Below are 18,830 nucleotides of genomic sequence, written 5' to 3' on the forward strand. Positions count from 1 at the left end.
CTTATTTACTAATTTTCTATCCCCCTATAAACCAAGTTCAAATAACGCTGACGTAAGGCACCATGAAAATAAAATCCACCTGCCATTACCACCACAGCCCCCAGTAACACCACCGGCTGAGGCCAGCAATAATATACCGAGGAAACCAATATCACAAACCGCGCATATTCAAGATAGAACACCCACCGCTTCTGTTCCAATATCGCGCCGCAGTTAATTAAAGTCGATACAATCAACATGCTTATGCATACCTGGATAAACACAGGTACATAATGCTCCAATAACAAAAAAGAAAATAATAACAATAACGTAACCGCGATCTGCCAGATAACATAGTTATTCAGCTTAGGCGTTTCCGTTACCGTATCCTTACCAATAATAAACCGCTCTTCCAGTATCGCCCTGGCAGCAGGGTGCACATTGTCCGGCCGGCCAAACACAATCCTGAAACGTTCCCCCCACGTCCGCGCATGCCGCACGGAATACACCATCTCTAACACAAAATGAAAATGCTGCCATAAAAAACTGTTGCTGTTCAAAGGCTTCGTTAACCCGTACACCGGCTCCTCCGTCTCCTTCGTAAACGTACCAAACAACTTATCCCAAATGATAAACACGTCCCCGTAATTCCTGTCCAAATACTGCGGATTACTCGCATGATGCACCCGGTGATGCGACGGTGTCACCAAAATATACTCCAGCACCCCCAACTTCCCAATCGTACGCGTATGTATGAAAAACGGATACAACCCATGCACCAGCAACATACTGGTAATCATTCCCGGCGGAAATCCCACCACCGGCAATATCGCCCAGAAACCCGTACGCAGAAAAGCCTGAAACACCGTTATCCGCGCCGATACCGTATAATTAAACTCCTCACTCTGATGGTGCACCACATGCGCACACCAAAATAACGTTACCTCATGCGCCAACCTATGATACCAATACCACACAAAATCAGTACACAACAACAACGCCACCCATAACAACACACTCGGCCGGATACTAAACAGGGCATAATGCTCATACAAATACCGGTACACAAAGTAAAATAAGCCCACTGTAAATGTATCTGCCAACCGCTCGGCAATACCCACACTAAGATTCAGTACCGTATCGTTAAATCTGAAATAAGTTTTCCCCTGCTTCGTTGCCACCAGATACTCTAATCCTATAAATGCCAGAAACAAAGGCACCGCAAAAGCGAGATAGTTTAAATGCACTGTTTTATTTTTTAATGAGTGATTGCATAGGTTTTAAGAACGAGACCTTCGGTATCGTTCAGGGAGATACCGTGCTGCGCACGGCATGCTCGCAGCTTCACAACTTCTTACTCCCAGCAGAATGCCAGTTGAATCCTGCGATTATTCGGTTAATTGGTGGTGGTAAATTGAAACAATATTAGAAAATAAATTTCAATTATCCTACAAATTTAGTAGACTAATAACACAAAGGGGCATAACGTAAAACAGGCCGACACATTACATGCCGGCCCGGCGCAACCACTCCGATGGCGGTAAGAATGATTGCATATATCTGTAAAAATTAATCCTCCGAAGGGCCAGGATCAGCCATCCGCACAATCTTAGGCGTAAAACGGCCAATGATATCCACCAGCTCCTGCTGCGCAGCCATCACCGTATTAATGTCCTTATAAGCCATCGGCGCCTCATCCAAACCTCCACCAATCAATGTTACCCCATGCTCTTTCAACACAGCCCGTAAATCATGACCGGTAATGCTTTTCAACGCCTTACTTCTGGACATCTGCCGACCCGCACCATGACTGGCAGAATTCAAACCCTGCTCGTAGCCACGGCCACGCACAATAAAGCCCGGAGCCGTCATTGATCCCGGAATCACTCCCAACACCCCCTCACCGGCAGGAGTAGCGCCTTTTCTGTGCACAATCACGTCCTTCCCTTCATAACGCTCCTTCCAGGCAAAGTTGTGGTGGTTCTCTACCCGCAATAAGATATTACCACCTACTGCTTTAATCAACCGCTTATGAATCAGGTGATGACATGCAGATGCATAATCACCCGCCAGGTTCATCGCCAGCCAGTACTCCTGCCCCGCTTCTGAATTCAGATCCAGGTAAGCCAGGTGTTGTACATGCTGCGGCAGCGGACACAGCTCTCTCGCCAGCTTAGTATACTCATTGGCTACCTGCGCTCCCATCCCTCTTGAACCGGAATGCGATAACAACGCCACATAACGGCCTGGTGGCAGATCCAATTTGTTCTCCACATCCAGAACCTCCACAATACCCCATTCCACAAAGTGGTTACCGGACCCGGATGTCCCCAGCTGCATCACCGCCTTATCCTTCAGCCGCTTCAACAGCGGAATCTCTTCAAACTCCTTACGGTCCAGCACTGCGTCATCTTTATCTGCCTTTAAAATACCTCCGGCACCAAAAACAGTTTTGCTTTCCAGCTCTTTCTTAAACTTATCATACTGACCAGTTAAAACAGTTTCCGGTAAATCAATGATGCTCAAACACATCCTGCACCCGATATCCACACCCACACCGTAAGGAATCACGGCATTTTCTGTAGCCAGTACCCCACCAATCGGCAAACCGTAACCCTGATGCGCATCCGGCATCAGCGCCCCGGCCACCGCCACCGGCAAATGCACGGCACCAGTCATCTGCTTTACCGCACCTTCATCGATAAACGAGGCTCCGTAAACGGTATAAGGCACCGCCTCTTCCTTTAAAGGAATAATAGCAGGCTTCTCCACTTCCTCCTGGTACAGTTTCACTGCAATCTTATCCAGCAAGGCATGCTCCAGATAATCCTGCGGCGCTGCCAACACCTGCAACAGCAGTTCCCGCACCTCATCTTCTGTGGAATGTTTATAGTTAGTATTGATAACGCTCATGGCTACACTGATAACGGGCCCCTGCGGGTAACCAATACCTAATAGCCATTTTCCGTTGATTTTAAATTTTGCCATTTTCTTAATTGAGGTTCATTAATTAACTAATTCTTCTGCCAGCTCGCGTCGGAAGCCGATCGCACGCTGCTTTGTTTCAACCGCAGCTTCCTGCGGATTAGTGATTTCCGCCACCGTCATGGGCCTGCGGATGATCTGGTTAAAACCCAGGGAGTCAGATAAACGCTGCGCCTTTTCTACGGATAACTTACCAAATTCATACCGGGCTATCAGCCTGCCTTTGCGCAACAGCGCACTGTCAACAGATCGCAGGTCACTGTTAAAGGAACAGATCAACTGTACATTCAAACAGTCAGACAGTAAGCCATCAGACAAGTTCAGCAGACTGGATACGGATGAACTCCCCGTTATCTTCCTGTCCAATATAATGTTTTCTGCATCTTCTATCACCACCACGCAGTTCGGATTATCGATCAGCAAGTTCATAAAGGAAGGACTGGTAATATTCTCTGCCATATCCGGTGATACAAACAGCACCTTCTTTTTAATCCGGCCAATCAGGTAACGCAGGTAGGTGGTCTTGCCAGTACCTGGCATGCCATGCAGCAACACGATACCCTTATCTTTGTTTTTACGGAGACGCTGCTGTATCGTTTGATCCACCGCCAGGAAATCATCTTCGTAATAAAGTGACAAATCCAGTTTCGTGCGTTTCACCTCCATTGATTTCAGTGCTATTGCTCCGTCTTCCAATGTAATCAGGTTCATTTCATGTGGTTGCCTTTTGGCCTTTGCCTTCATTGGCACCACTTTGTCACTCACCATCTTTACAAATTCCTGATCCGATCCATCATGCAGTATTTCAAGGAAACTTGCTTCCCAATACAACAATCTGTTATCTTTCAAAACATAAATTGCTTTGTAGTAATAATACTTATCCTTATCGCGGTTATAATATTTATCCTTATATACATGTAGTATTTCAGCCACAAATGTATCTTCTATCCACCCTATGACCTTATCCATATCCAGCCCGTAAATAGTGTCCATACTTGGCATCGTGTTAAAGTGATGCATGTACACACTTATTCTTTGCACAAAATCATTAGTTGGCAAATAGTAATTATTTATATCAGGGTTTCTATATGTGTTTTCCATTTCGTTTATTCGTTTAAGTTAGATAAAGACTTACCGGAGCTTTTTGCTCCGGCAATTCATCCTTATCATGAGTGGCCTTCACTTTTGTAGCCACCTGGGGGTTAATTGGGTTAATTCAAACAGAGACGAAAAAAGAATATTTTTAAAGCAGCTACAAAATGTAAGGCAGGGCAGGAATACCCCGCCATTACAGTGTTATGTACCTCCTCAATAAGTCAGTTAAATAAAAAAACCCGGTCCGTTTTACACGGACCGGGTTACTAACGTTAACGCATATACTACGTTAAGGCATACCTTGTCCGTTTAGCCTGCTTATGTGCAAAGCTATGTCCAAACGCTTGATGGAAGCTGCTTCCAGCTACTACCAACCATTCATGGCTCCAAAGTTTTTGTTCGATTACAGCTTTTTTCATCAGCAATCAGGCAATAAAAAAAGCCCGGGATTCACGGTCCCGGGCTTCAATTATTGATACAAATATATTATCTACCTGTAATAATAAAACGCCCGGAACCAGCCGCCAATCAGGACTGCGCCCTGCTCTGTGCTGTTTATAGGTGAATTAAAGCGTTTCATTTTTTTACAGTTTATTAAATTAGTAATTGTTTGACGATGCAAAGATAATAGTATCTATTTTGATATTGCAAATTTTTGACAAATTATTTTTTGAATATTTTTGCAACATTGTTTAAGCTTTTTTAAACAGCACTTTCTGACCAGTAAAATCAGCCGCTGCATCAATCATTTGTAACATACTTTTCCAGCTGTCCGCTTTTTCAAAAGCATGCTTGTAAACCTTTCTCACAGTGAGGTGCAGCTTATCACCCGTCAACTCACCTGTAACCATAAACGAACCGCAGTCATTGTCAACTTTTCTTGATAGCTTATCCACTCCTTCCACCTTATATCCCGCAGGTACCGAGATGTCGATATTGTATTCATACGTACGTGCAAACGGTTCGTATATATCTACCTTACGTTCCCGCTGCTCAGGCTTGATCGTTAATTGTCCGCCGATTAATCTGCCCACATCCAGTATGTAACTACTGCCAGCCTTCTTCAGGAAGCCTTCCAGGCTAAACTTCGTATCATATATAAAATCCGGCTGATCGTGGCGCAGCGCCATGTTACGTACTTTAAAAGCAACCGGTGCTTTAGGTGCTGTCTCAAATTGATCTTTCACATCACTATCAAAAGCTTCCTGTTGTTCCTTCCGCGCCTCGGCAAATGCATTGGTATATTCGTCGGCAAGCGATTTATTTTTCCTGCTGTCAGCAAATGCTTCCATAAAGGATTCTCTTACCCCCAGCGCTTTTCGCTCTGATTCATAATAATCCTCAAACAAAAGGAGATCCCTTTGTGCAGCAGTGCGTAATGCTCCTTTAACCGTTGTGGTTCTGTCTACAAGCAGCTGTTCCATCTTATTATCCAGGGAGATGGCATACTGCTCCTGACGAATATTTTCTTCGGGCTTGCTGTAAGGAATTTTCACCTTGCTGGCAAATGGTGGATCATTCTTCCGCTGAGCGCCGCCCACGACGTCCGTCACATGCGCATCCTGCCCCTCATAATCAGTAGAAAAATTATTGCAGTGCGAAAACACCCCGGCAGATGACATGTACACCGGCTTCGCAGTTCTTGTCTTTAATATAAACTCAAAATCAGTCGCATCCAGCAGCTCTCCGCTTTCAGGGCCGTAGCGGTTGGTAGCCAGCACCACATCACTTTTTATATCCAGCTCACGCAGGGTAAACGCCAGTAAGCTGATAAACAGCATATTGTTCGACTCATGCATATTTCTGGCAAGCCCAACATTAATGCGACTTTGGGGCAATACCCTGTAAAACACCATGTATCGCATAGCATAATAAACATAGTAAGGAATACTATCTTTATTTAATTTCTCATTATCACGCTGATAGATCTTAATCATATCACGAACAGCATCTACATATTCAACCGGTCCACGACTACCTGCGTACCTATACGCTTCCTTCGCCAGTATTTCAGAGCTGTTAATAACATCTCCATCTTTAATATTTCTGCTGTACCCACCTGGAGGCACCAGCAGTCCGAAGCCATAAGAATATCCTCCATAGTTAATGTTCATGCGAATGTTGGGAATCTGCCTGTAGGGCGACATCCAAAGCTGCGTAGGCAAAGCAGGCAGGTCAGAAACCACCAGGTCAAAGGTAGTTTCACCAGGCCGCTTCAGAATAGCAAAATCAGGTGCACCATTTGCCGTGGTGTATCTTATCGCAAACTTATCACTGATTTCAGTATGCACACTATATCGCTTAATTGGCTTATCATCTCCCAAAACAAACATTTGCTTATCTATACTTTCGCCGGTAGCCTTCATTTCTTCTACCAATACAAAATAGTCGATGATATCTCCTACCTGCAGATCCGGGATAGCCAGTTTGCTTTTCTTCTTTTTATCTGCATCTTCTTCTGTTACTAATTCGTCATCCACTTGAATTTCTTTGATAGTTCCATCCGGCTTAATAATTCTTACGCCGATGATGGTAGTGGCCTTTGCCCTGAAACCGTTGAGGGTTCTGAATTTATTAAAACTAATCTGGGAGTATTCTTCCAACGCCACCTTGTCGTTAATCTTTACCATTTCACGAACCGTAGTACCGTAATAAAAGTCACGTTTCACATAAAATTTAATCAGGCTGGTATTCACATCTTTTGTGCTGAGTAATTTCACATCAATATGTTTGGCCAGCACTACAGCCGATTGCTTCGTATCAATTTTCGAGAGGTCGGGGTTGTTGAAGGCAGCGATATCCCAGCCCCAGACTTCTGCCCGTGCGGCCTCGGCGCGGGCATTGTATTTCTCGGTTACTTTCCTGCTTTGGGCAACTGCCAGTGCCGACAGCAGTATACAGCACAGAGATAAGGTAAATAGTCGCATAGTAAAGGGAATATTACTTTTTATTAAGGGTTACTTGTTCCAGGTAGGCTTTGTTTAGCAATTGAACATCCTCGTTCCATTGTTTGAATGCTGATTTGGCCAGCCAGTTATTACGGATGATGATCTCCTTTTGATAAATCACCTTTGATCCGGTTTGTTTATAGGTGAGATGAAATGCATATCCGTCGCGGTCTACATTTAAATTGGCCGGTAATTCTGCTTTATAACCTGCCGGTATATCCAGGTCAGTTTCATGACGCACATGATGCTTGAAGCTAAAGAGGTAATCAGCACGACGTTTAGTGGTATCAATGGTGAAATCGCTCAGCTCTTTACGGAAGTCCATTTCAATAAACATATCATCCCCAAAGCCGGCTACGGCATCCTGGTAGCGGAGGTCGTAGTTGATACTCAGCTGCTGGTTCCAGTTATTAACATCCGAAGTTTTCAGATTGGTGATACCATACTTATCGTTATCGTCATTCAGGAAGCGGAGCATGGCATCATTGATTTTTTCCTTACGCGTGCCGTTTACCCGGTTGAGCAGGTATTCCTTGCTTTCTCCTTCCCAGAGGTGCTGCACCGTGCCTACGAGGGCATTGCCATCTACCCGAAGGGTACGTTTTTCGACCTCAGTATTTTGGGTATACTTACAGTCAGGGATACGGTCAAGGATATACGATTTATCATTTTCGATCATCACCTGCCGGTTTTGGATCCTTTGAGCATATTGGTTAAAACCGATGTAAGTTTCGGTGGCATCTATAAAGTATCGTTTGCCTTTGTAATTCAGCGCACAAATCATGTGGTTATCCACAGCCATACTGGGGGTGGAATAATCATACGCGATGTGATCTGTTCCTATCCAGCAAAGGCGGGCATCAAAACCCAAGGCTTTCAGCAGTCCGCGGGTGAGGTTGGCCATGCCTTTACAATCGCCGTATTTATGCTGCAGTACCGACTGTGCGGCCTCCGGTTTAAAGCCGGCAATCCCATCTTCAAAAGCGATATACCGGATATTATCCTGTACCCACTGGTATACGGCAACAATCTTAGCGGTGTCGCTGGAAATGCCTTTAGTAATTTCCAGGGCTTTTTGTTTGATAATGGCCTCATCATCACCGATTTGTTGTACCAGGGAATGGTACCAGGCGTACAGGTCTTCGGTTTTATTGAAGTAGGTTTGTGTGCCTTTGGAGGTGGTGGCTGATTTAGGGAGCATTAACAGGTGCGGATATACGTAGGACGGACCTGGTGCCTGTGCATCATTTTCCCTGGCTGCCAGGTTAGTGGCCGTGTAGGTGTATATATCCGCATCTTTCTTGTTGTCGTAAGTTTTATCCAGGGAGATGTTATGGCCGCCAAAGTTCATTTCCTTAATTTCTATCTTCATCCAGCGAGGCACCACTACCGCAATTACTTTAGAATGAACCGGATAGGGCTCAGAAAAGTAAATGCTGGTCAGGTACCTGGGATCGAGGAAACTTTTTTCCAGTTCCACCCTGGTTTCCACTCCTTTTTTTATCAAGTCCAGTTGGAGCCCGCATATTTTAGCGTCGGAATAAAAGATGTTGTCGATGCTGTAGTTGGCAAAAATCGGCTTCACCTCTTTTCTCCGGTCGTTGTCCACATACACCCTTACGTCCTCTATTTTACTCTTATCATCATAAAATTCTGCGAAGGGAATGGTAGTTCTGTATTGTTCGCATACGTAGGCTGCTTTCAGCGACTGCTGTATGTTTACAGGGTTTGCTGCATCGTTGGCGGCTACAAACTCGTAGCGTTCTTCCTGGGACCGTATGACCACGTTTTTGTCGGTATTATTTTGGGCATAGCTGGTAAGGTTGCTAAGCAATATGCTATAGCAAAGGCATAGGTATTGACAGATTTTGGCCATAAGGGTTACTGATTACCGTTTAAATATATAAAAATATTTCATGTGTCAAGTAACAAAAAAAGCCGGCAGATTTACTACCGGCTATAATCAGCATACCAGGGAATTAACAATAATAGATGACCTGATTGGTCGACCTAAAAGTTATATGAATACCGCGTCTTCTTCGAACTGCTTTTCCAGTCGTTGCATTTGATGGATATGGCGTTCGATGTGCTTGGTAAGGAAATAGATGTATTGGTAAATATCCAGTTTGCCCAGGTGGTTTACGGACATGTTGGTAAACACGAGGGTTCCTTCACCGTTTTTGAGCAGGGATACATTGTACCAGCATTGTGCGTATTGCTGTTTGAGTGTTGCTTTAATTTCCGCGAGGCTTTTAAGGCCTTCTGGCTCCATATGTTCGGGTCTTACCCATCCGAATGATTTGCTGCTGATCACATCGATCTGAGCAAACTTATCTTCATAATCGGCGGGCACTACAACAGTATGGCCGTTACGTTTACGGTCCAGTGCGCGGCGTGTAGCCTTGTTAATAATGAGCAGCAGGAAATAGTTGGTTAACGTGATGTGTTCCAATACTTCTCTGATGCTCCATTGGTCGGCTTCCGGTTTAAAGTCCAGCACGGCAGGATCTTTTTCAAACCATTGGTCTAACTCCCTGAAATTGGTGAGTAAAGCCTCTCTTACTACTTGGATTACGTTCCTCATGGTGTTTCGTTTTTGGGGTTATGTACATTCCCGGCTTTCAAGGTCCCGCACATAACATTTACTAAAATTGTGTTTCGGTTTTGCCAATGGCATAAAAAAAGGCCCGGCTAAATACGAGCCAGGCCAAATAATGTAAGGGTGCTTACAAAATTACATACGAGGTCCGTATGGCTTTTTTAAGGCAAAGCCATCCTGCTTGCAACACGCTCGTTGCGCGGTGCAATGTTTATGTTTAGTTATCTCTTGAATCTTTTTCAATGTCGTCATCTCTGGCTGCTTCAAAAGCAAAAGGTCCCGCGATTTACTGCGGGACCTTTGTTTATATCGTTTGATAACTTTTCTATCGTTAACAATCGGTGCAACATGCCCGCATCATACCCTTGACCTGCTTTTGCTTGCAGGCCGGCGCGATGATCTTATATGTTGATAAAAGTTGCACGAGTTATGTTCAATTGAAACAAAGATAATTTTTATTTTTTATCCACATACATTTCTTCCCTACTTTTTTTGTAGAGTTAACAATTAGTTCATTAAATCTACGTTGCACCTTTGTTTCAAAGCATTGACCCTGTCTCTTTCCCAAAAGCTACTTTATTACTCCATAAAAACCCGACCGCTATGATGGCCGTATAAGCGCAGTTAGCGCCCATCCTTATGCTACCCAGCGTTAACACATCTATTACGCTGGCTTCATTAGCAGCGCTATATCAAATTCGAACCGTTCCCAACTTCCCCGGACCTCCATGCTGTTTAAAATAAACTCAGCTGCGAGGTTGGTCGCTTAAACGCCTCCGTATTAAATTCAAAGCGTTCCTGGTTTAGCCCGTGCTTCTTTGTATGAATCCTGAATTGTTGTCTTATCAGTTCGGCGATATTGCCATCACCCCGCATTCTCCTCCCGAATTCACTGTCGTTCACATTTCCGCCGTGCATGCCTTCAATCATGTGCCATACTTTATCTGCCCGGTCCGGGAAGTTTTTATACAACCAATCGTTGAAGATTATCTTCACGGCATCATTGAGCCGAACGACGGTGTAACCGGCAAATTTCGCACCATTATTAGCAGCTGCCTCAATCAATTTCGGTATTTCATGGTCATTAAGTCCCGGGATGATAGGTGCCGTCATCACTCCCACAGGGATTCCCACGTCACTTAAGTCCTTTACAATTTTAAGGCGTTGGGCTGCGGTAGTAGTTCGGGGTTCCATTTTCTGACGGAGATCTTCCTGCAGCGTGGTAATGGAAACATATACACATACGAGGTTTTGCTGGGCCAGTTGTTGCAACAGGTACCGGTCCCGCAGCACCAGCGAGTTTTTGGTGATAATTCCCACCGGCTGTTTGTATTCCAGGCATACTTCCAGGAGCTGGCGGGTTAGCCACATTTTCCGCTCCACCGGCTGATAACAATCCGTATTACCGGAAAGGGAAATCGGCTTGGGCACCCAGTTTTTATTATCCAGAAACTTACGCAACAGTTCCGGCGCATTGTGCTTCACAATAATCTTGCGCTCAAAGTCCAGGCCTGCACTTAATCCCCAGTACTGATGGGCATTCCGGGCATAACAATATATACAACCATGCTCACAGCCCTGGTAGGGATTCATGGAATACCACATACCCACATCCGGGCTATCCACCTTATTTACCAAGGTTTTGGCATGTTCTTCAAAAATCTGGGTGGGTACATCTGCCTGCCACCACTCGTCAATCCCTTCCACATGTTCCTTTACATACTCCCCTGCAAGAAACTTGTTTTTAGGATTGATCTGAGCTCCGCGGCCCTTATAATACTGGTTTTCAGACATCCCTTCCTGGAATGGCAATGTCATACACTAAATATTTTAGTAAAGCTACTAAAATATTTAGTTATACAATATAATTTTATCAGCGATTTTTTATATGATCTGCATCTGCTTCATCAGGAACGTCGCATTCTTATTACGGGCAATACCTTCCCGCATGCGATAGTCGAAATACAGATGATCGTCTTTAATGGTGCTCTCAAAGCAATAATTGCGGATACGGGTGGGATAGGTATCTTCCAGGTGCCCCAGTTCCAGGTCGTGCGTGGCCACCATGCCCAGGCAGGTATAGCTGATGAAATGTTCTATCAGGCTCCGGGAGCCGGTCAGCTTATCTTCGGAGTTGGTGCCTTTCAGTATCTCATCCAGCAGCACAAATACCTTGCGGCCCTGCTTCAGCTGTTGAATGATATGCTGCAAGCGGAGCAACTCCGCCTGGAAATACGAGGTATGGCTGGCAATGCTGTCTTTAATCCGCATACTGGTCATAATATGCATGGGGGTAAATTCGAAATGCTGTGCACATACCGGCGCACCGCACATGGCCAGGAGCAAATTACTACCCACACTCCGCAGAAAAGTACTTTTGCCGGACATATTGGAGCCGGTTATAATGAGGAAATCAGCCTTTGTGCCGATCTCTCCATCATTCTGCACACACTCTCCCACCGGAATCAATGGATGCCCCAGCGCTTTGGTAGTCACCAGCAGTTTGCCTTCCTTCACCTCCGGCCAGTTAAAATCCTGATGGTTGTAAGCAAAGGTAGCCAGGCTATCCCAGGCCTCCATTTGGGCAATTACATCCAGCCATTTGTTCATGTCACTCCGGTGATCGTCCTTCCATTTTTCGAGCCGCACCATGCAATGGAGGTCGTACATCAGGATAGGATTGATGATTACCGCCACCAGCAAATTCATACGCTGATCCAGGGCAGAACTGATTTTCGCCAGCTTTCTCAGTGCTGTATCAGCCTCGTTAGCCACCGCCTGCTGCTCCAGCAATAGTCGCGCACCACCGAATGAAGCAGTTCGCACCTCCTGCAGAATACTGTCAAACCTGCTGAGGATGCGCTCTTTATGCGCCATCAGGTTATGCTGGGCGAGGATGCGTTTCTGGTAAGTAAGCAGAAACATCCAGTTGGCACTAAAGCTCAGCAGCATCCAGTAGTAAGCGCCCGTAAAAGCATAGATGAAAACCGCCGCCACAAAGCCAACGGGCAACCCCCATCTCAATAAATTAATTTTTTGTTTACCCAGGAACTCCAATGGCATTTGCATCCACAGGTTAATTTCCTTCTTGTCCTGATCCTCTTCCTTTGCCAGTGTAGCCGTAGCCGTTAACTGCTGACGGAAATCCACCATGGGCGTTAACACCTGCAGCGCTTCCTGGGTATCCCTGATCAACCTGGCATCCTGTAAAGGATTGCGCAGCGAATCAGCCAACTTCCTGCTGCCGGAAAGGGTACCAGTGCGGTTGATATGCTGATATATAGATGCAGGACCAAAAACATCCAGATCGCCCGTAAAATCATGGCGGTCATCTATAAACTCACTCCCATCGGGAAAGCCCGCCACATAGGCCATGACCAGTGCCAGTTCCTTTTCATTCAGTTCCAGCAATACTTTAAACAGCTGTAGCTTATCCTGGCTCCTGATGTAACGCTTCAGCAGCAACAGAAAACCTACAATGCCCGCCAGCGTGAGCAAAAGCCAGGGCAGGTTGTAACCCGAACGTATAAACTGAACCACACCCCACACCGCCGCAATAAAGGCCGCTAAACGGAGCCAGGCAAGTAAAGATGAGGTTTTTTGTTCTTTCGCTATATCTGCTTTAAAAGCATCGATCCGCTGCTGGTATACTGTTGCTACTGACATTTGTACTGAATTATATAGAAATAAGAAGGAGCAGGAATCAAAGATATCCAAATCTTTGATTCCTGCTCCTATACAAAGTTATCGGCTGAATTCCGCTTACGCGTATTGTCTTTTCAGCAGCTCCGGATACTCATTACTTACTTTCAGTATCAACTCACCAAACAAGGTATTGGCCCAGGCAAACCATTTGCGGGTAAACTTGGTGGGATCATCCTTCTGGTAAGATTCATGTATAAAGCCGGTGTTGCCATCCGTGTTACGCAGGGTTTTAATGCAGGCAGCAATTTCTTCCTTATCATGACTGGTCAGTGCTTTCATGATGATGCTCATTGGCCAGATGTAGTTTTCACCGGTATGCGGACTTCCTACACCATCTCCAAACTTACCCTGGTAGAACCATGGATGGAATGTGCTCCATACAAAGTGGCGGGAAGCCTGGTACAGCGGGTCATCGGCAGTGGTGTAACCCAGGTATGGAATCGAGAGCAGACTAGGCACATTGGTATCGTCAATGAATAAACGATTTCCGTAGCCATCCACTTCGAAGCCGTACATGTTACCCAACTTCGGATGCTCCACAATGGCGTATGCCTTGATAGCGCGATCCACTTCATCTGCCAGAGCGGTACATTCCTTCGCGAAGGCGGCGTCTTTATACACATTCTCACTGATTTCCGCCAACTGACGCAGGGAAACCACGGCAAACATATTGGAAGGAATCAGGAAAGGGAATACCGTAGCATCGTCGGAAGGGCGGAAGATACTCACAATCAGCCCTACCGGCAGCATCGGCGAACCGTAGCCGGAGTTAGGCACGGTGTCTGACTGCCAGGCTGTTACACGCTGGAATTTGTAAGGACCTTTGCCCTCTTTACGTTGCTGCTCTTTAAATGTTTTCACAATTAAGTGAGCCGCTTTTTTATACTGATCATCAAACACTTTCGTGTCGTTGGTATTTTTCCAGTAGTGGTAGGCCAGTCGCACCGGATAACAAAGGGAATCAATTTCCCATTTGCGCTCATGGAGTTCCGGCTTCATATCGGTAAGATCTTTTTCCCATTCGCTGCCGGTAGGGCCATCGTTAAAGGCATTGGCATATGGATCAATCAGGATGCATTTGGCCTGGCGGTGGATTACGCCGGCAATCAGCTGCTGCAGTTTCTGATCATCTTTTACCAGTGCCAGGTAAGGCCATACCTGTGCGGAAGAATCGCGCAGCCACATCGCGTTGATATCGCCTGTGATTACGAATGTATCAGGTTTACCATCTACCACTTTGTAGTTTACAGTGGTATCCAGTGTATTAGGGAAGCAGTTCTCAAACATCCAGGCCAGTTTATTGTCGGCAATCTGCTTTTTTACTGCCACAATGGTTTTCTCCACCGCGTCGCTGGTGAACTTGCGTTGTGCCATCGGCGGACGCTGAGAAGTATACCCATCCCATCCCAACACTGTTTTCGGCAATCCTAAACTTACGGCTCCTGCCAGCAGGGCACCGTTTTTAAGAAAATCTCTCCTTGCAACCATAGCTGTTTTGTTGTTTATGAAAGTGTAAAATAGCAAAGATTTCGGGATTTGCTAAATCGATTTGCCTAAATTTCATTTAAACCCGTTCCTAGCCTGTTGCCGCAGGCAACAGGCTAGGAACGGGTAGGGCCGGGACAATCGTCCCGGCCCTACCCGTTCTTTCTTTATAATACCGGATTACATATTTCTTCTATACTGCCCTCCCACTTCATACAGTGCATGGGTGATCTGGCCCAGCGAGCAATGCTTCACCGTCTCCATCAGCTCCTCAAACAAGTTGCCGTTATTAACGGCTACCTGCTTCAGGTGCTTCAGTGCTGCCTCCGACTTAGCGGCATGGCGCTGCTGGAAAGCATCCAGGGTGTTGATCTGGAAGTCTTTTTCCTCAGTGGTACTACGGATAACTTCCGCAGGAATAACGGTAGGTGAACCGTTTTTATTCAGGAAGGTATTTACACCCACAATAGGGTATTCGCCGGTATGTTTGAGCGACTCATAGTACATGCTCTCTTCCTGGATTTTATTACGCTGGTACATACGCTCCATGGCGCCCAGGACGCCTCCGCGCTCTGTTATACGCTGGAACTCTGACAGCACCGCCTCTTCCACCAGTTCGGTCAGCTCTTCGATGAAAAAGGAACCCTGGATCGGATTCTCGTTTTTAGCTGTACCCAGCTCCCGGTTAATGATCAGCTGAATAGCCATTGCCCTGCGTACGCTTTCCTCCGTAGGCGTAGTGATAGCCTCATCGTAAGCGTTGGTATGAAGAGAGTTACAGTTATCGTATATCGCGTAAAGCGCCTGCAGGGTGGTACGGATATCATTGAAATCAATCTCCTGCGCGTGCAGACTTCTTCCGCTGGTTTGAATGTGATACTTCAGTTTCTGTGAACGGTCGTTACCCTTGTATTTATACTTGATGGCTTTAGCCCAGATACGGCGTGCCACACGGCCTATCACCGCGTACTCAGGGTCCATACCGTTGCTGAAGAAGAAGGAGAGATTAGGTGCAAAGTCATCGATATTCATACCGCGACTCAGATAATACTCCACATAGGTAAAGCCGTTAGCCAGCGTAAACGCCAGCTGCGTAATCGGATTAGCGCCCGCTTCCGCAATATGGTACCCGGAAATACTTACCGAATAGAAGTTGCGCACCTTGGTATTGATGAAATACTCCTGTACGTCGCCCATTAACTTCAGGGCAAACTCAGTGGAGAAAATACAGGTGTTTTGTGCCTGGTCTTCTTTCAGGATGTCTGCCTGCACAGTACCGCGTACCGTGCTCAGGGCATGCGCTTTTATCTTTTCATATACCTCTTTATCCAGCACCTCTTCGCCGGAAATGCCCAGTAAGGCAAGCCCCAGCCCGTCATTGCCTGCAGGCAGGTCGCCATTATAATGTGGCAGCGGATGATCTTTAAATTTATCCCGGATGATGGCCTGTACTTTTTCAGTCAACCCATTTTCTTTGATGTACTTCTCGCACTGCTGATCGATGGCAGCGTTCATGAAAAAGGCCAGCAGGATAGGCGCCGGGCCGTTGATCGTCATTGATACCGAGGTTTTCGGATCGCAGAGGTCAAAGCCGCTGTAAAGTTTTTTGGCATCATCCACGGTGGCAATGCTTACACCGGAGTTACCGATTTTCCCGTAGATGTCAGGCCGCACTGCCGGATCTTCGCCGTACAGGGTAACGCTGTCAAATGCGGTAGACAAGCGCTTTGCCGGCTGGTCGAGTGATACGTAATGGAAACGTTTATTCGTTCTTTCCGGGCCGCCTTCACCGGCAAACATACGGGTAGGATCTTCCCCTTCGCGCTTCAGCGGGAATACGCCTGCTGCATACGGGAACTCACCGGGCACGTTTTCGGTAAGCTGCCAGCGGAGGATGTCGCCCCAATCGCTGTACTTAGGCAGGCTTACTTTCGGTATACGGCTATGACTCAAACTTTCCGAGTAGTTCGGCAGTTTGATCACCTTATCTCTCACCCTGAATTCATAAAATTCTGCCGTATACTGCTGCTGTAAAGCAGGCCAGTTGTCGATCAGCTGTTTACAATCAGGGTGCAGTTCTTTTTGTAGTTGCTGCTGGATATCTCCCAGTGTGGTCATTTTAGCATCGTCGAGCTGAAGCTTCATTACGCCTGCAATCTGGTACAGCTGTGTGGCGATTTTGCATTGCTCATTCACCCAGGTGCCGTAATCCCCGATAGCTTCGGCGATTTCTGCCAGGTAGCGCACGCGTGCCGGCGGTATGATCTGGGATTTGGTGGTGGTGGCTTTCACACTTTCCTGTTCAATCTCCCCGAATGAAATACCAGATTTTTCTACCACTTTTTCCATTACCCGTTCAAACAGCAGGTTGATGCCGGCATCATTAAACTGGGAGGCGATAGAGCCTACCACTGGCAGTTCTTCGTCTTTGGCAGTCCAGAGGTTGTGGTTACGTTTATATTGCTTGCGCACATCATGCAGGGCATCGAGGGCGCCGGCTTTATCGAATTTGTTGATGGCGATTACGTCCGCATAATCGAGCATGTTGATTTTTTCCAACTGGGATGCGGCGCCATATTCAGGCGTCATCACGTAGAGGGAAACGTCGCAGTAATCGGTGATAGCTGTATCGCTCTGCCCGATCCCGGAAGTTTCCAGTATGATGAAGTCAAAAGCAGCGGCTTTGCAGATATCGATAGCTTCCTGGATATGCTCACTGATGGCTTTATCGCTTTCGCGGGTAGCCAGGGAGCGCATGTATGCCCGCGGGTGGTGGATGGAGTTCATGCGGATACGATCCCCCAGCAGGGCGCCACCGGTTTTTTTCTTGGAAGGGTCCACTGAAATAACCGCAATGGTTTTATCCGTATGGCGGTTGATGAACCGGCGTACCAGTTCATCCGTCACACTACTTTTACCGGCGCCGCCGGTACCGGTGATACCCAGCACGGGAATACCATCGGAGGTGGTGGTAATCTCTGTAACATCCTCTCCTACGGTAACGGCTGTACGGGATTTTTTGCCGTTCAGCATGGCCACCGGAATATCGCTTTCGGCCAGAGAAATGGCTCTGGCGATGATTTTCGGATTTTTATCCTGCTGGAGGCGGGCAATATCTTCCCCTCCGGCTCCTGCAGGCAATGGTTCTATCGGCGTATCACACTTACTGATCAGGTCTTCAATCATCCCCTCGAGGCCCATCTGGCGGCCATCGTCTGGTGAATACAGCCGTGCGATGCCATAAGCATGCAGTTCTTCCAGCTCCGTAGGCAGGATTGTTCCGCCACCGCCACCGAATATTTTAATATGTCCACAGCCTTTTTCTTTTAACAGGTCGTACATGTACTTAAAAAACTCCACATGGCCTCCCTGGTAGGATGTGACAGCAATGCCCTGTGCATCTTCCTGGATAGCACAGTCCACTATTTCCGCAGCAGAGCGGTTATGCCCCAGGTGAATGACCTCAGCTCCTTTTGCCTGCATGATGCGGCGCATGATATTGATAGCAGCATCATGACCATCGAATAAGGCGGCCGCCGTTACAATGCGAACCTTGTTTTTTGGTGTATACGACATATTATGTTCTTATTTAGCCCGCACAGGTTTGTGCGATCTGCAATTTACGTATTCTTTGGCCGGAATCATCCTGCTGTTACCGGAAGGCGGTGGAATATCATTAATCAGCATTCAATAGTAACGGGGAATCATAGGGGTTTCTGAAACGAACCTTATCGTAGGTTAGATGATTATTAATGAGGGTTGGCTTATGAATAAAATTGTCGAAAATGGAGATTTTTTATCCCGTCATAGCGGACGACCGAAGGTCGTCCGCTATGACGGGATGCGGCCCCAAGGCCGGGGCCGCATCCCCTGGTTCAAAGTCTCTTTCACGGGGAAATCTGCCTCAGCAGGGTTAACATCTCCCGAAAAAAAATTCCCTTGTACGGGCAGTACAAGGGAAATTAAATAAAAGACACCAGGCAAAAATGCGAAGCAGCCTTTGTTTCATAACGTGGAATTATAAAATCAACTAT

General features: G+C 46.5%; 10 protein-coding genes. All 10 read right to left on the reverse strand.

Annotated features, from left to right (window positions below; all coding sequences use genetic code 11):
• Positions 1-8: 8 nt before the first annotated feature.
• Positions 9-1,226: a sterol desaturase family protein gene (locus BUB18_RS19455; protein WP_073084294.1), complete on the reverse strand. Its 1,218-nt coding sequence runs from the start codon at positions 1,224-1,226 to the stop codon at positions 9-11.
• Between the two features lie 322 nt (positions 1,227-1,548).
• Positions 1,549-2,967 (reverse strand): RtcB family protein, encoded by a 1,419-nt coding sequence (locus BUB18_RS19460; RefSeq protein WP_073084296.1) that lies wholly within the window; start codon positions 2,965-2,967, stop codon positions 1,549-1,551.
• An 18-nt stretch (positions 2,968-2,985) separates the two neighbouring features.
• Positions 2,986-3,957 (reverse strand): AAA family ATPase, encoded by a 972-nt coding sequence (locus BUB18_RS19465; protein ID WP_218588066.1) that lies wholly within the window; start codon positions 3,955-3,957, stop codon positions 2,986-2,988.
• 794 nt (positions 3,958-4,751) lie between these two features.
• Positions 4,752-6,986 (reverse strand): DUF3857 domain-containing protein, encoded by a 2,235-nt coding sequence (locus tag BUB18_RS19470; RefSeq protein WP_073084299.1) that lies wholly within the window; start codon positions 6,984-6,986, stop codon positions 4,752-4,754.
• Between the two features lie 13 nt (positions 6,987-6,999).
• Entirely contained in the window at positions 7,000-8,883 is a 1,884-nt protein-coding gene (locus BUB18_RS19475; RefSeq protein ID WP_083550315.1) for a transglutaminase-like domain-containing protein, read from the reverse strand.
• 141 nt (positions 8,884-9,024) lie between these two features.
• On the reverse strand, positions 9,025-9,591 hold the full coding sequence (locus tag BUB18_RS19480; RefSeq protein ID WP_073084302.1) for a DinB family protein: 567 nt from the start codon (positions 9,589-9,591) through the stop codon (positions 9,025-9,027).
• A gap of 750 nt (positions 9,592-10,341) precedes the next feature.
• A complete protein-coding gene (locus BUB18_RS19485) occupies positions 10,342-11,424 on the reverse strand; it encodes a PA0069 family radical SAM protein (RefSeq protein WP_073084303.1) in 1,083 nt (360 codons plus the stop codon).
• Between the two features lie 66 nt (positions 11,425-11,490).
• On the reverse strand, positions 11,491-13,272 hold the full coding sequence (locus tag BUB18_RS19490) for a MutS-related protein (protein WP_073084305.1): 1,782 nt from the start codon (positions 13,270-13,272) through the stop codon (positions 11,491-11,493).
• A 96-nt stretch (positions 13,273-13,368) separates the two neighbouring features.
• Positions 13,369-14,799: a glycoside hydrolase family 125 protein gene (locus BUB18_RS19495; protein ID WP_073084307.1), complete on the reverse strand. Its 1,431-nt coding sequence runs from the start codon at positions 14,797-14,799 to the stop codon at positions 13,369-13,371.
• Between the two features lie 177 nt (positions 14,800-14,976).
• The gene (locus BUB18_RS19500) at positions 14,977-18,372 is read right to left on the reverse strand and encodes a methylmalonyl-CoA mutase family protein (RefSeq protein ID WP_073084308.1); all 3,396 of its coding nucleotides are present in this window, start codon (positions 18,370-18,372) and stop codon (positions 14,977-14,979) included.
• Positions 18,373-18,830: the final 458 nt, after the last annotated feature.

The sequence above is a fragment of the Chitinophaga jiangningensis genome (assembly GCF_900142605.1).
In the GTDB taxonomy this organism is placed as follows: domain Bacteria; phylum Bacteroidota; class Bacteroidia; order Chitinophagales; family Chitinophagaceae; genus Chitinophaga; species Chitinophaga jiangningensis.